17 protein-coding genes are annotated in these 13,175 nt (G+C 39.3%); 4 read left to right on the top strand and 13 right to left on the bottom strand.

Annotated elements, in window-relative coordinates:
* Positions 1-585 (top strand): dCTP deaminase, encoded by a 585-nt coding sequence (gene dcd, locus BM380_RS01310; RefSeq protein WP_013465052.1) that lies wholly within the window; start codon positions 1-3, stop codon positions 583-585.
* 17 nt (positions 586-602) lie between these two features.
* Here dcd and BM380_RS01315 read toward each other — a convergent pair whose 3' ends face one another.
* Together BM380_RS01315 and BM380_RS01320 are read right to left on the bottom strand one after the other, a co-directional pair.
* Positions 603-1,388 carry a CLCA_X family protein gene (locus BM380_RS01315; protein ID WP_090492467.1) on the bottom strand — a complete coding sequence of 262 codons (786 nt, stop codon included), beginning with the start codon at positions 1,386-1,388 and terminating at the stop codon, positions 603-605.
* 25 nt (positions 1,389-1,413) lie between these two features.
* Positions 1,414-2,007 (bottom strand): tRNA-uridine aminocarboxypropyltransferase, encoded by a 594-nt coding sequence (locus BM380_RS01320; RefSeq protein ID WP_090493036.1) that lies wholly within the window; start codon positions 2,005-2,007, stop codon positions 1,414-1,416.
* Between the two features lie 132 nt (positions 2,008-2,139).
* Between BM380_RS01320 and BM380_RS01325 the strand changes: the two genes are divergently transcribed.
* Complete coding sequence (locus BM380_RS01325; protein WP_013465049.1) at positions 2,140-2,484, top strand: Hpt domain-containing protein; 345 nt, start codon at positions 2,140-2,142, stop codon at positions 2,482-2,484.
* A gap of 128 nt (positions 2,485-2,612) precedes the next feature.
* Positions 2,613-3,830, top strand: coding sequence for a pyridoxal phosphate-dependent aminotransferase (locus BM380_RS01330; RefSeq protein WP_016900382.1), 1,218 nt, complete (start codon positions 2,613-2,615; stop codon positions 3,828-3,830).
* 33 nt (positions 3,831-3,863) lie between these two features.
* Here BM380_RS01330 and BM380_RS01335 read toward each other — a convergent pair whose 3' ends face one another.
* The 5 genes from BM380_RS01335 to mnmA all read right to left on the bottom strand — a co-directional run bounded on the left by BM380_RS01335 (position 3,864) and on the right by mnmA (position 8,659).
* Positions 3,864-4,322, bottom strand: a complete 459-nt coding sequence (locus BM380_RS01335) for a GNAT family N-acetyltransferase (RefSeq protein ID WP_013465047.1) — start codon at positions 4,320-4,322, stop codon at positions 3,864-3,866.
* Positions 4,323-4,331: 9 nt separating this feature from the next.
* Positions 4,332-5,474 (bottom strand): ribosomal protein uL16 3-hydroxylase, encoded by a 1,143-nt coding sequence (locus BM380_RS01340; RefSeq protein WP_090492469.1) that lies wholly within the window; start codon positions 5,472-5,474, stop codon positions 4,332-4,334.
* A gap of 80 nt (positions 5,475-5,554) precedes the next feature.
* Positions 5,555-6,925, bottom strand: coding sequence for an adenylosuccinate lyase (gene purB, locus BM380_RS01345; RefSeq protein WP_013465045.1), 1,371 nt, complete (start codon positions 6,923-6,925; stop codon positions 5,555-5,557).
* Between the two features lie 31 nt (positions 6,926-6,956).
* Positions 6,957-7,559 carry a high frequency lysogenization protein HflD gene (gene hflD, locus BM380_RS01350; protein ID WP_008113587.1) on the bottom strand — a complete coding sequence of 201 codons (603 nt, stop codon included), beginning with the start codon at positions 7,557-7,559 and terminating at the stop codon, positions 6,957-6,959.
* Positions 7,559-8,659, bottom strand: coding sequence for a tRNA 2-thiouridine(34) synthase MnmA (gene mnmA, locus BM380_RS01355; RefSeq protein ID WP_008113585.1), 1,101 nt, complete (start codon positions 8,657-8,659; stop codon positions 7,559-7,561). The genes hflD and mnmA overlap by 1 nt, the downstream gene beginning before the upstream one ends.
* Before the next feature lie 467 nt (positions 8,660-9,126).
* Between mnmA and BM380_RS01360 the strand changes: the two genes are divergently transcribed.
* Complete coding sequence (locus tag BM380_RS01360; RefSeq protein ID WP_028835167.1) at positions 9,127-10,401, top strand: sensor domain-containing diguanylate cyclase; 1,275 nt, start codon at positions 9,127-9,129, stop codon at positions 10,399-10,401.
* Positions 10,402-10,458: 57 nt separating this feature from the next.
* Here the strand turns inward: BM380_RS01360 and BM380_RS01365 are convergent, their stop codons facing one another.
* From BM380_RS01365 to BM380_RS01390, 6 genes are read right to left on the bottom strand one after another with little or no spacing between them, the layout of a single operon-like run.
* Positions 10,459-11,136 (bottom strand): pseudouridine synthase, encoded by a 678-nt coding sequence (locus BM380_RS01365; RefSeq protein WP_090492470.1) that lies wholly within the window; start codon positions 11,134-11,136, stop codon positions 10,459-10,461.
* Positions 11,136-11,465: a TusE/DsrC/DsvC family sulfur relay protein gene (locus BM380_RS01370; protein WP_008112024.1), complete on the bottom strand. Its 330-nt coding sequence runs from the start codon at positions 11,463-11,465 to the stop codon at positions 11,136-11,138. Before BM380_RS01370 ends, BM380_RS01365 begins: the two co-directional genes overlap by 1 nt.
* Positions 11,466-11,468: 3 nt before the next feature.
* Positions 11,469-11,735, bottom strand: coding sequence for a DsrH/TusB family sulfur metabolism protein (locus BM380_RS01375; RefSeq protein WP_090492472.1), 267 nt, complete (start codon positions 11,733-11,735; stop codon positions 11,469-11,471).
* Positions 11,732-12,088, bottom strand: a complete 357-nt coding sequence (tusC, locus tag BM380_RS01380; protein WP_090492474.1) for a sulfurtransferase complex subunit TusC — start codon at positions 12,086-12,088, stop codon at positions 11,732-11,734. Before tusC ends, BM380_RS01375 begins: the two co-directional genes overlap by 4 nt.
* Complete coding sequence (gene tusD / locus BM380_RS01385; RefSeq protein WP_090492476.1) at positions 12,085-12,438, bottom strand: sulfurtransferase complex subunit TusD; 354 nt, start codon at positions 12,436-12,438, stop codon at positions 12,085-12,087. Before tusD ends, tusC begins: the two co-directional genes overlap by 4 nt.
* 55 nt (positions 12,439-12,493) lie before the next feature.
* On the bottom strand, positions 12,494-13,159 hold the full coding sequence (locus BM380_RS01390) for a Bax inhibitor-1/YccA family protein (protein WP_008112034.1): 666 nt from the start codon (positions 13,157-13,159) through the stop codon (positions 12,494-12,496).
* Positions 13,160-13,175: the final 16 nt, after the last annotated feature.

Consider the following 13,175-nt stretch of genomic DNA (forward strand, 5'->3'; position numbering starts at 1 on the left):
ATGAGACTTTCAGATACACATATTAAAGAATACTTAAACGATGGGCGCATTGTTATCGAGCCCGCGCCAACGAGTGAAATGATTTCAGGGGTTACCGCTGATCTTCGCTTAGGTAATAAGTTTAGAACATTTCATGCCCATAATGCCGCTTATGTTGATTTAAGTGGTCCAAAAGATCAGCTTAATAAAGCGTTAGAATCAATCATGAGCGACGAAATTGTATTAGCTGAAGGCGAAGCGTTTTTTCTACATCCTGGCGAGCTTGCGTTGGCAATAACCTATGAAAAAGTAACCCTACCTGCAGACATTGTTGGTTGGTTAGACGGGCGTTCATCGCTGGCACGTTTGGGTTTAATGGTGCATGTTACAGCACACAGAATCGATCCTGGTTGGAGTGGTAATATTGTTTTAGAGTTTTATAACTCGGGTAAGCTGCCGCTTGCGCTCAGACCTATGATGAAAATTGGCGCAATGAGTTTTGAAACACTTACCGGTCCGTGTGAAAGCCCTTATAACACCCGCATTGATGCAAAATATAAAGATCAGAATAGTGCGGTAGCAAGTCGTATCAGTGACGATAAATAACTAAGCTAAACAATAGCTTATTTTTCTAGTTGATGAAGCGCATAACCTAATAGTTGAAAATAATGGTTAAGCGCTTCATTGGCGTGTAACGCGTGATTTAGCTCAGGATAAATTAAGTTATTATTACTCAAACCGCCGACTAAAAAACTGTTTTTGATTGTTTGATGCTCGTTGATACAGGCTTCAAAACACCGAGCAGCAAGCTCCTCTGGCATACTCATATACTGCTGATTATGCGCTTTATCAAACGCAATGCATTTATTTACAAATTCATTGGCATGTTCACCGCTTTGCTCTAAAAACACCTGTTTATAAAATTGATTAAGTGCATCATTAAGTGGATGGCTTAAGTCGGGAGAGTGTGATAACCATAACTTAGAAGCGAAACCAAAGCGGGTTTTTGATTTAAACAAATGCTCACTAATATGATGATCAAAAGCATGAAACCATTCATGGGCTAAAGCGCCACCGCCTGCATTTTTAGCCAGTGCTAAGGTTTGGTCATACGCATTATAATGTGCTTGCACGCCTTTTTGTCCACCGTGACCAAAAGCGAAATTAAGTTTGCCACGCAGGCCAATGGCTGTGGGTGGTAAATGCAAAATCTGCGCTAAATCAGCCAGCGCATCATAAATTAAGTTGGCACTAATAAAGCGCTCTTCTTTAGTAACCCATTTACCAACCACCATAGAACGAAAACCAAAAGTGGTTCTTATATCATTAAAATCGACTTGATCGTCAAAACGATAGTCGGGGCCTTGGCGAGAAAATCCGCGTTTTAATCGAGATGTGGTATTACGCATCGGTTATTTTATTTCAGCTCATACATTACAAGTAACGTGCTTTTACGTGAGCGGGCATGTGTTGGGTTTGTTTTTTTATTAATTCCTCTAATAAACCATACAAGGGCGCAGGGTTTAGTGCTTCTATGAGCCATAAACTATGTGCTACTGCTTCTAGTGTCGATAAACTATCTGCTCTAGGGGCTTTACGAATAGCATAACGGTTGGTGGGAATATGGTTAAAGCTTACCGTTTTAAACTGTTGTAATAACGGGGTTAATTGCAAAATTTTAAAGGCTTTATTCCATGTACCATCAATCACAATTAAATGCGTAATCTCTTGTAGATTTTCTTTACTATTCGGTCGGTCTAATTTTACGGCGCTCTCGCTTGGGTAGAGTAATACGCTCGATTCTATAGGCAGGTTTTGTAAACAGGCGAAGTCTTGATTATTTTCGCCTCTAATAATTTTACAGTGGGTTAAACCCAAAGCTAATAGCTGCGCCGTATTTTTGCTAACTTTTGCTTCACTGGGGTGCTGCAAAATAATAACCTGTGTTTGGTTATTAACACGGGTAATTGCGCTGCAAATACAAGTGCTTAGCGAAAAGTTACACTGTTTACAAAGAGGACGTGCCATTGAATACACTATTTCGTTGGTACATTTGCCGTAATTATACATTTTTGCACTAATAAAGTTGGTTTTTTTTGTGCTTAGATATAGAGTAAGAGATAAGAAGAAAATCGATGGACCGTATTGAAGGGCATGAATATGACAGAGATCAATATTGACGAATCCGCTTTAGAAAGTATGGAATCGCTATTAGGTGAACAATTTCCAGATACGCTGGAATTTTGTTGTGCGGAATTTGAGCGATTGGGGAACGAAGCAATTGCTGCGCTTGGGCAAGATAAAGAGGCTGCTATTCGCCACTCTCATAGCCTTAAATCAAACGCCGCTCAATTTGGTGCGGCAAGTTTAGCCGAAGTTGCTCGTTTAATTGAATATAATTTAAATAACGGGAATGACGAGCAGGCTGTTAATGCAGCCGATGGATTAATGGCGCAAGTTACTGGTTCACAAGCAAAACTAAATGCATGGTTAGCTGGGCGCTAAACGCGTTTCAATAGTAATAAAAAAGAGTGTTAACGTGAATTTTTTTCAGTTTTAAGCGCTTAATTTTCCTAGTAATTCACGGCTTTACTGCGTTAGTCTAATGGCTAACTTGCTCTTTAGAGGTAACAATGTCAGAAATAAAAAAGAGTCATAAATTAGACGGCGTCTGTTATGACATCCGAGGTCCCGTTTTAGTGCAAGCTAAAAAAATGGAGGATGAGGGCCAAAAGGTATTAAAGCTTAATATAGGCAACCCCGCCGCATTTGGCTTTGATATGCCAGAAGATATGCATCGCGATATCATTCGTAATTTATATTCAGCTCAAGGATACTGTGACTCTAAAGGTCTTTACTCTGCGCGTGTTGCTATTTATCAGCACTACCAACAGCGTGGCTTACACAATTTAGACGTTGATAATATTTACATTGGCAACGGTGTGAGTGAGCTTATCCAAATGGTTACTCAAGCACTGTTGAATAATGATGATGAAGTGTTAATTCCTGCCCCAGATTATCCGCTTTGGACAGCCTCGGTAAAATTAGCAGGTGGTAATCCGGTTCACTACTTGTGTGATGAAGAGCAAGATTGGTTTCCTGACATTGATGATATTAAAAGTAAAATCACCTCTAAAACCAAAGCATTAGTGCTGATTAATCCCAACAACCCAACTGGGGCTGTGTACAGTGACGCTTTACTTGAAGAGTTGATCAATATTGCTCGAGAGCACAAGCTTTTGCTGTTAAGCGATGAAATATACGAGAAAATTCTATACGACGGCGTTACCCATACTTCTATTGGTTCATTATGCGATGATCTCCCTATCATCACCTTTAATGGCTTAGCTAAAACATACCGTGCTGCTGGGCTGAGAATGGGCTGGATGGTGTTAAGTGGTCGCACCGCATTAATGACAGATTTAATTAAAGGCTTAGATATTCTTGCCTCAATGCGTCTTTGTGCCAATGTGCCCGCACAATATGCAATTCAGCAAGCATTGGGTGGCGTTCAGTCAATTGATAGCTTAATTGACCCCGGTGGGCGTTTATATGTGCAACGTGATATTGCTTGGCGCGGCTTAAATGCGATTGATGGAATTAGTTGTAAAAAGCCTAAAGGGGCGCTTTATGCTTTCCCTAAAGTGGATACCGCTAAATTCAATATTAAAAGCGATGAACAAATGATGTTTGATTTGTTAAAAGCAGAAAAAATATTGTTAGTACATGGGCGCGCCTTTAACTGGCCAGAGCCTGATCACTTTAGATTGGTGTTCTTACCTAATAAAGATGATTTATCGAGTGCAATGATGAAAATGCAGCGTTTTTTCAAAGATTACCGACAAGAATAAAGAAAAAAACGAGCCAAGAGGCTCGTTTTTTCGTTAATGCACTAAAGTAAATGGTCGTGTTTCAAAGCATGCAATAGGGCACTGCATACGTTGCCTTGGGATACCTGCTTCCATAAAGACGTGGCCTTGCACAGTAAACCCATTATTTTTGAATCGTTCTACTTCGTTTAAAATACAATTAATACTGATTGCTTCAATACCTTGCTCCGCTGCTAATTTAACAATGAAATTAAGCAGTGACTTATAAACATTGCGGTTGCGATGCTGCGGCAATACGGCGATTCTTCCAATTAAACCATCATTACATAATCGACCTGTGGCAACAGGTGAGTGCATATTATCGGTGACCAGAATATGTTGAGCGAGTGCATCTAAGTTATCAAACTCAATACGCTTAGGAATATGTAACTCATATACAAACACTCGCTCCCTTATATGTTGCAGTTGACTTTTTTCACTTTGCCAATCAACTTTGTCAACGGTATAAACCATGACCTCCTCCTAGCTAAACCAAATACCCTCATTAACCAGTGTAGTAAAAGTTTCGATAAAATCTAGGCTAGGTGTGGTTGCATTAAGCACGCTGCTATCAAATTCAATAAAATCAGTAAGCTGTTTTACCGCTTCTAAATCAGATAAGGGTAAAGCGTAGTTTTCGCCATTGATACTTAGAAGTAACTCTGTATCCATACATTGATAAATAGCACGTGTGCCCCCTAAACGCTCAAATGTTACTTGGTTTTCAAGCAGTTGTTGTATTTGTGCGACACTAAATGGGTCTTCTTCAGGGGCTAAGTCCATATCATGCTTAGGTTGGCTAAGGGTATTACCTAACCAGTGTTTAAATAAACTATCGTCTTCTAGCAATGCTTGCATTAACGTTTTTACTTTATCGACTTCGCCTTGGGTTAGCTCACCTTTGGAATCACGTAGGGCGAGGGTATGGTCGGTATACCTTTTTTGGCCGCTTTCTGTGTCGATAATATGATCAGCAAAACTTGAAAGTAAATCTTGTTGATTAGGTGCTCTAAAACCGACTGAATAGTTAAGTGCATTCTCAACCGCATAGCCTTCATGAGGACAACCGGGTGGTATATATAAAATATCACCGGGCTCCAGAATACAATCAATTACTGCACTAAAAGCTTCAACTTGCAGTAATGTTTTATTTTGAGCAAATTGTTTTAGTGTTGGGTCGGGTAATCCTACCCGCCAATGGCGCTTACCTTCACCTTGAATAATAAATACATCGTATTGGTCTAGGTGTGGGCCAACACCGCCACCTGGGGTTGAGTAGCTGATCATCAAATCATCTATTCGCCAATTAGGTATAAAACGAAAAGGTTCAAGTAACTGAGCAGCCTCTGGATGCCAATGATCCACTGCTTGCACGAGTAGTGTCGAGTGCTGATCAGTGAGTATTTCAAAATCGTCAAATGGTCCCTGATGCGATTGCCATTGTTGATTGTGGTTAGTAATAATACGCGATTCTATGCTGTCTTCCATAGCAAGGCCTGCGAGTTCATTCGCATCAAGTGGGTCTTGAAAATCTTTAAAACCAGCTTTGATCAACAGTGGTTTTTTTTGCCAATATTGACTTAAAAACGCTTGCTCTGATAATTCATTTATTTTTAATTGATACATAGAATGCCTATAACGTTAAGACCTAAATGAAAAAAGCGAAAGGCAGGTACCTTTCGCTTTTTATTAGTAGATTTGAGTGATTAAACTAAATCATCAATAAACTCAACAGCGCGACCAATGTAGTTAGCCGGCGTTAGTTTTTTCATTTCAATTTTTGCAGCTTCTGGTAGGTCTAAACCATCGATGAAATCAGCCATAATTTCTTGATTTACACGTTTACCACGGGTTAAATCTTTTAGCTTTTCATATGGTTTTTCAATACCGTATTTACGCATAACGGTTTGAATTGGCTCAGCGAGCAGCTCCCAGTTTTGGTCAAGCTCATCTGCCAAACGTTGCTCGTTTACTTCAAGTTTGCTTACACCTTTAAGGGTTGATTGGTATGCAATTACCGCATAACCCATACCTACACCTAAGTTACGTAATACGGTTGAGTCAGTTAAATCACGTTGCCAGCGAGACACAGGTAGTTTTTGTGCTAAATGACCAAAGATAGCATTGGCTAAGCCTAAATTACCTTCTGAGTTTTCAAAATCAATCGGGTTCACTTTGTGTGGCATAGTTGATGAGCCAATTTCACCGGCAATGGTTTTTTGCTTAAAGTGATTAAGTGCAATGTAGCCCCACATGTCGCGGTCAAAATCGAGCAAAATGGTATTAAAGCGTGCAATTGCATCAAAAAGCTCTGCTATGTAATCATGCGGTTCAATTTGCGTGGTAAACGGGTTGAGTGTTAAACCTAGGCTAGTTACAAACTTATCGGCGTGGGTATGCCAATCGTAGTCAGGGTACGCACTTAGGTGTGCATTGTAGTTACCCACAGCACCGTTTACTTTACCTAGCATTTCTACTTGTGCAATTTGGTCACGTTGACGCTTTAAACGCATGTAAACATTTGCAAACTCTTTACCCATAGTCGAAGGCGTTGCAGGCTGTCCATGTGTACGAGTCATCATTGGAATGGCTTTGTACTCAATTGCTTTTTCTTTAATGGCGCTTAATAACTCATCACAATAAGGTAAAACGACGTGGTTACGCGCTTCAGTTAACATTAAACCATGAGATAGATTATTAATATCTTCAGAAGTACAGGCAAAGTGAATAAATTCGTTAATTGCGTGTAGCTCAGCATTATCAGCTACTTTTTCTTTTAGTAAATACTCTACGGCTTTAACATCATGGTTTGTCGTGCGTTCGATGTCTTTAACCCGCTGAGCATCAGCTTCACAGAAGTTATCTACAATTGCATTCAACAGCGCATTTGCTTCGTCGCTAAAAGCGGGGACTTCTTTAATCTCGCTTGCTGCAGCTAACGCTTGCAACCAACGCACTTCAACGGTTACGCGGTATTTGATTAATCCAAATTCGCTAAAAATACTGCGTAGTTCAGTGGTTTTGCTGCCGTAGCGACCATCAACCGGAGAGATAGCCGTTAACGCTGAAAGCTCCATAATAACTCCTAAATTTTAGTTTGAACGATAATTAAATTTTTGTTTTAGCTATGGCGAGAATTTTTCTTTTCGCAAAAAAGAAATGACGACGTTTGCCGCCCATTTGTCGCCATAATACTGCACTGCGAATTCCGGCTAAAAGTAATGCGCGGATTTTATTTTGCGTGAGCTGCTGTTTTAATAACTCGGGTTTACCATAAACCTGAATTCGGTGCCCAAGGGGGCTTAGCACCGACGAGTATATATCTGCTAAACCGGCAACAACACTGTCATCGGTAATAGCAAAATGATCTAAACGACGATGAATATCATCAATACGTTTACCTAATTCATTGAGGCTTTTACTGTTAGCACTAAGCGCACGCTCTAACTGCATTAAACCACCTACATATTTGACTATTTCTACATCTTTTTGAGCACCGGCACTCAGTTGTGCCATCAATGTTTTATAGCCGTCACGTAAGTTATGTTCACCTTGATAAACATCTTCTGGGGAAGCTGGCGAGGTTTGTACAATACTCGATAATAAAATCGATAAATCTTGTTCATCAGCGCGGCCATATTGGGCAACCTTCTGAACTTGCTTAGCCACTTGGCACATGGCAGCAAGCGCCATGACTTGATGTTGATTCATTATTTGATCACCGAGTCAATAATACCACCACCTAAACACACTTCATTAGCGTAAAATACCGCAGATTGTCCTGGGGTTACCGCTTTTTGTGGCTCATCAAATAATACGCGTGCCATACCATCTTCACCGACTAACAAGGTACAGCTTAGGTCTTCTTGACGGTAGCGTGTTTTTACGGTGCAACGAGTAGTACCTTGAGGACCAACACGATCTACCCAGTGTAATTGGTTGGCATTTAGGCCATTACTGTAAAGGCGAGGGTGATTTTTACCTTGGCCCACAATCAATACATTGCGTTCAACATCTTTGTCTACAACATACCAAGGTTCGCCTGAGCCTTCTTTCATACCACCAATTAACAAGCCTTTGCGCTGACCTAAGGTGTGGTACATTAAACCTTCATGTTCACCAACGTTGTTACCATCTGTGTCTTCAATAACACCAGGTTGAGCAGGTAAGAATTTTTGTAAGAAATCTTTAAATTTACGCTCACCGATAAAACAAATACCAGTACTGTCTTTTTTATCGTGGGTAATTAAATCTTGCTCTTCAGCAATACGGCGCACTTCTGGCTTGGCAATATCTCCGACAGGGAACAGCGTTTGCGCGATATGTTCATGACTCAATGTGTACAAAAAGTAGCTTTGATCTTTATTATCATCTAGGCCACGGCACATAACATATTTATCATCTCTGAGCTCACGACGCACGTAGTGGCCCGTTGCTATAAAGTCAGCACCAAGTGCTTGAGCCGCAAATTCTAAAAAGGCTTTAAATTTAATTTCTTTGTTACACATGATGTCTGGGTTAGGTGTGCGACCAGCTTTGTACTCTGCTAAAAAGTATTCGAATACGTTGTCCCAGTATTCCGCTGCAAAGTTAACGGTATGAAGTTCAATACCTAATTTGTCACAGACAGCTTGGGCATCTTTTAAATCTTCAGCGGCAGCGCAATATTCATCATTGTCATCTTCTTCCCAGTTCTTCATAAACAAGCCTTCTACTTGGTAGCCTTGTTGTTTTAATAAATATGCAGATACAGAAGAATCAACACCGCCGGACATACCAACGATGACTTTAATGTGACTATTTTCGCTCATGAATAATTTCGCTTATACAGATTACTGTTAACTTGGAAAGGCCGCGATTATAGCATGTATTTTGTAAGTGCTTAAAGAGAGGAAGGGCTATTGAATAGATTTTGTTGCTTTTTTTTATGTTGGTTAGGGATGATTTACTCTTTGTTAGTCGATTTTTACTTAGCCGATTAGATTAGACATTTTGTGGTGATATTATAGCCCCTTTGTTTGAACACATTTTAATTTGCAAAGAACAACAGGTCCTAGATGTCAGACCATTAAATTATAAACACTCATTTAAGTTATAAATGATGAGTAAATGTTGTTTATTTAAGGTGTTAGTACTATTTATAGAATATCAAAGAATATATTTATTATTGTTCATTAACAAACCTTTACAACCAAATGATTATGCAATACCTTTAGATGAGTTTAAATTGAATAAACACTCAAATAAGTATTTATAATATAGTCAATGGAATGAATATATGAATTATGCTTCTCAAGCACAAAAGGTAAAATCTTACGTTGTTGAGTTATCAACAAAGGTACAACGCGATGATTGCTTAGTAGCAGAACAATTACCACATAACGTTAAAGAATCAGCTTACAAACTGTTTTATCAAACCATTAGGGTTCCTCGCCCTTACCGCTTTGAAGAACCCAACCCTATTTCAGCGCTATTTAGGCTCATTGAACATTCTTTAGACTTTATTAATCCCTTTCAACAAGTCATTTTAAAGCAGCTAGAAAAGTGGTGGTTAGAATGGCATTTTGTTGCCACTATGAATGCTTCTCTTGAAATGAAACACGTTGAGCAGCAGCGTTTTGTTAGTAGTGCAACTGAACATCCAATGCGAAAACATGAGCTGAGCCATTATGCAAAATTATTTACTATTTTGCCTTTGCCCGTGTGTAATGTTTGTATGGTAACCGGCGATATTTTAAAGCTTAATCAACGCTTTGTAGATGTATTTGGCTATACAATTGATGATATCCCTAATTTAAAACAGTGGTGGAAGGTCGCGTATCCTGAGCCTAGTTATAGAGAGTCTGCTCAAACGATGTGGGGTGAGTCTTTAGCGCAGGCAAATAAAAATAATGACGATATTCCTGCTAATGACTATCAAATTGTATGTAAAGATGGTTCGAAAGTGATAATGCAAGTGTCAGGTATTAGTGTAGAAAGTGAATTTATTGCTGTATTTAACGATGCGACGGAGCGTTTGAAAACCCAAGAGATACTCAGCGATATGGCCTTTTTAGACTCATTGACTAAAATTGCCAACAGACGCCGTTTTGACGAAAAATTACATGCTGAATTTAAAAAACTGATAAAAGTAAATACTCAACTTTCTATGATCATTATTGATATAGATAATTTCAAAAAATTTAATGATAGGTATGGTCATATTGCAGGGGATAAGTGTTTACATAGCGTAGCGCAAAAGCTAGCAGAAACAGTCAGTCGTCCTGAAGACTTTGTAGCGCGCTATGGCGGAGAAGAGTTTGTTGTTTTACTCCCACAAACAGATAATCAAGGTGCACTCTTTATTGCAGAACAAATACAAAAATCTATTGAAGATTTAGCGATAGCTCATGAAGATAGTTTTACTGGCTTTCTCTCTGTGAGTATGGGAGTTCATACGGTAAAACATGGCGAAAAAACTAACCATGTCGATTTCTTTAAAGCAACGGATAGTGCGCTGTATTATGCAAAAAGGCAGGGCAGAAATTGTATTGCCTTAGGAAGGCATGAATAACACAGCATGTTTAACCTTTGCTTTTAATACCAGATAAGCAAAGGCTAACGTAAAGTATTAACTGTTGGTTGGTGGCCCACTGATTTTATATTGACCTGTTTCAATTCCATCGAGTGTGTATTTACCAATACTATAGCGAATTAACCGTAACGTTGGGTGGCCAATGTGTGCGGTCATTCGTCGAACTTGACGGTTCTTCCCCTCGTTTATAGTGATACTCAACCAAGATGTTGGAATTGATTTACGTTCTCTCACTGGGGGAGTGCGTGGCCAAAGCGCTGGTTCATCGATTAACTTTACCTGTGCAGGTAAGGTTAATCCATCTTTGAGTTCGACCCCTTGACTGAGCGCATCAATAGATGCTTCTATAGGCACCCCCTCAACTTGTACCCAGTACGTTTTGTTGGTTTTTTTACCAGGAGCGGTTAAGGTATTTTGTAATTTCCCGCAATTGGTCAATAATAACAAGCCTTCACTGTCTCTGTCTAAGCGACCCGCAGCATAAACATCTTTAATAGGAATAAAATTAGCCAGTGTTTGTCTATTTTGCTCGTCTGTGAATTGGCAAAGGACATCATAAGGTTTGTTAAATAAAATAACTTTTTTATCGCTTTGGGCTATCTGCGGCTTAATTGCTCTTTTTATCGGGCTCTTTGTTACAGCACTGCGCGAATATGTACGACCTGTATTGCGTTTACTTGTTGAAGATGACGTGTTTGTAGCTTTGTGTTTCATTAAATACACCGTGCAGGTTTAGGTAAGCCCGCAATTTTAGTGGCTTGTTTGGCCGGTCCCTTCGGAAAAAGCTTATACAGGTACATGCTATTACCTTTATCCTCACCGAGCGCTTTAGCCATCGCTTTGACTAACATTCTAATGGCTGGACTGGTGTTATATTCTAGATAAAATGCGCGCACAAAGTTAACAACTTCCCAATGCTGCTCGGTTAATATAATGCTTTCATGTTGTGCAATAACATCGGCTAACTCTTTTGACCAATCAGTATGATCTAGCAGGTAACCTTGCTTATCTGTGTCTATTGTTTGATTATTAAATTCCAGCATAAATCACCAAGTAATTGATTGTTTAGATGATAAACTTAGGGTAACGAACTCATCATAGCTAATCGCTTTATCATTCAAATTTAAAGAGATATCACGCGCCGCTGCATCGTCCTTTAAAATATAAAGCGAATCGGCAAATTGCCTGTACTGCCCTTTAGCAAAACAGGCATCACCCACTAATAAAACCGAGTCTGTTAGCATAATCAGATTATCGAGACTGTTTGCACTGTAGTAATTCAGTGGTTTTGAAAATATATGTAAAGTGCTCATAGCGTTACCACGTGCTGCTGATTTTGAATTAACTGTTTTTGGGCATTAAAGTTAACGGTTTTTACTTCAATAAGTAGCTCATTTTTACTTAAACCGTAGTCAATGAGTGACTTCTCACACACATAGATATTGTCAACATCATATATTTCTAGTGTTTTAATATTTTTAAAAAAATCTTTAAGCCCCAAACTCTTAGGGCTTTGATTTTTTTTAAGAGCTAACACCGCAGGACCGCTAAACAACCAACTTATATTTTGATCAACTGCGGCAAAAATAAGCGTCATATCGAGTGCATCGCGAATATGCATGTCATCAAATGGACTTGATTGACTGATAACGAGTACATTAATCATTTAAATTGTATCCATTTATCTGCTTCACTGGCTAACATAGCAAATTCAGCGATGCCTGCTACAGCGAATACACCAGTATTTTGCATATCTAAGCCACGCTTTTCAGCTGCGGTAACGCACAGCATTAAATTAATATTTTTGTCGGCTAGCTGCTGCCAAAGTGAGGATAAATTTAACTCATCAGAGGCAAGTTCAAAATGCGTTGAAGCATGATAGATACCATCTTGGTATAAAAATATTGCATTAATACTATGCCCTTGTGCTAAACAGGCGTGAGCAAATTTAACAATTCGCTGTGTGGTATCGTGATCCGATGGTGGAGTATGTAAAGAAAGTACAAAGCGTGCCAAAACTATTCCAATAAAAAAGCCCCAATAAAGGGGCTATTTTAACAGAACTATTTAATTAGTCATTATTTGCGCCAAGTAACGCAAGTAAAGACGTAAATAAGTTATAAACGCTCAGGTATAAAGAAACCGTTGCGCGGATATAATTCGTTTCGCCGCCATTAATGATTCTGCTCGTATCGAACAAAATTAGGCCAGACATGATTAGTACCACGGCTGCGTTTAGTACCATAAACATTAAAGAGCTACCTAGGAAAATATTTACAATACTTGCCACGATAACCACAATTAAGCCCACAGTTAAAAAACCACCCATGAACGAGAAATCTTTTTTAGTGTTAAGTGCATAAGCAGATAAACCAAAGAAGATTAACGCCGTAGAACCTAGCGCTTGCATAATTAGCATAGGGCCATTAGGTAATTGTGCATAGTGATTAAGGAGTGGGCCTAAACCAGCTCCCATTAATCCTGTAAACGCAAACACCCAAAATACACCAGATGCTGTGTCGGCTTTTTTGTTTACAACAAAAAGAAGGCCAAACGAAACCAGAGTGAACACTAGTCCCATGAAATAAGGTAATTGCAGTGCCATTGAAATGCCGGCGGTGACGGCACTAAATGCAAGTGTCATTGCAAGTAGAAAATAAGTGTTTTTAAGCACTTTGTTTGTTTCAATGGTCGACATTACCGGCTTTGCAGTATTGTACGATTGATTAAATGCCATTGTAGAGCTCCTGTAA

It is taken from the genome of Pseudoalteromonas sp. DSM 26666 (genome assembly GCF_900116475.1).
Taxonomy (GTDB): Bacteria; Pseudomonadota; Gammaproteobacteria; order Enterobacterales; family Alteromonadaceae; genus Pseudoalteromonas; species Pseudoalteromonas tetraodonis.

Bases quoted from the DNA above. Each gene is read 5' to 3' on its own strand.
- hflD (WP_008113587.1), bottom strand. From the start codon at position 7,559: ATGAATCAACATCAAGTCATGGCGCTTGCTGCCATGTGCCAAGTGGCT.
- BM380_RS01365 (WP_090492470.1), bottom strand. From the start codon at position 11,136: ATGAAACACAAAGCTACAAACACGTCATCTTCAACAAGTAAACGCAAT.
- BM380_RS01370 (WP_008112024.1), bottom strand. From the start codon at position 11,465: ATGCTGGAATTTAATAATCAAACAATAGACACAGATAAGCAAGGTTAC.
- BM380_RS01325 (WP_013465049.1), top strand. From the start codon at position 2,140: ATGACAGAGATCAATATTGACGAATCCGCTTTAGAAAGTATGGAATCG.
- BM380_RS01315 (WP_090492467.1), bottom strand. From the start codon at position 1,388: ATGCGTAATACCACATCTCGATTAAAACGCGGATTTTCTCGCCAAGGC.
- BM380_RS01320 (WP_090493036.1), bottom strand. From the start codon at position 2,007: ATGGCACGTCCTCTTTGTAAACAGTGTAACTTTTCGCTAAGCACTTGT.
- BM380_RS01340 (WP_090492469.1), bottom strand. From the start codon at position 5,474: ATGTATCAATTAAAAATAAATGAATTATCAGAGCAAGCGTTTTTAAGT.
- BM380_RS01360 (WP_028835167.1), top strand. From the start codon at position 9,127: ATGAATTATGCTTCTCAAGCACAAAAGGTAAAATCTTACGTTGTTGAG.
- mnmA (WP_008113585.1), bottom strand. From the start codon at position 8,659: ATGAGCGAAAATAGTCACATTAAAGTCATCGTTGGTATGTCCGGCGGT.
- dcd (WP_013465052.1), top strand. From the start codon at position 1: ATGAGACTTTCAGATACACATATTAAAGAATACTTAAACGATGGGCGC.
- tusC (WP_090492474.1), bottom strand. From the start codon at position 12,088: ATGATTAATGTACTCGTTATCAGTCAATCAAGTCCATTTGATGACATG.
- BM380_RS01390 (WP_008112034.1), bottom strand. From the start codon at position 13,159: ATGGCATTTAATCAATCGTACAATACTGCAAAGCCGGTAATGTCGACC.
- purB (WP_013465045.1), bottom strand. From the start codon at position 6,925: ATGGAGCTTTCAGCGTTAACGGCTATCTCTCCGGTTGATGGTCGCTAC.
- BM380_RS01335 (WP_013465047.1), bottom strand. From the start codon at position 4,322: ATGGTTTATACCGTTGACAAAGTTGATTGGCAAAGTGAAAAAAGTCAA.
- BM380_RS01330 (WP_016900382.1), top strand. From the start codon at position 2,613: ATGTCAGAAATAAAAAAGAGTCATAAATTAGACGGCGTCTGTTATGAC.
- BM380_RS01375 (WP_090492472.1), bottom strand. From the start codon at position 11,735: ATGAGCACTTTACATATATTTTCAAAACCACTGAATTACTACAGTGCA.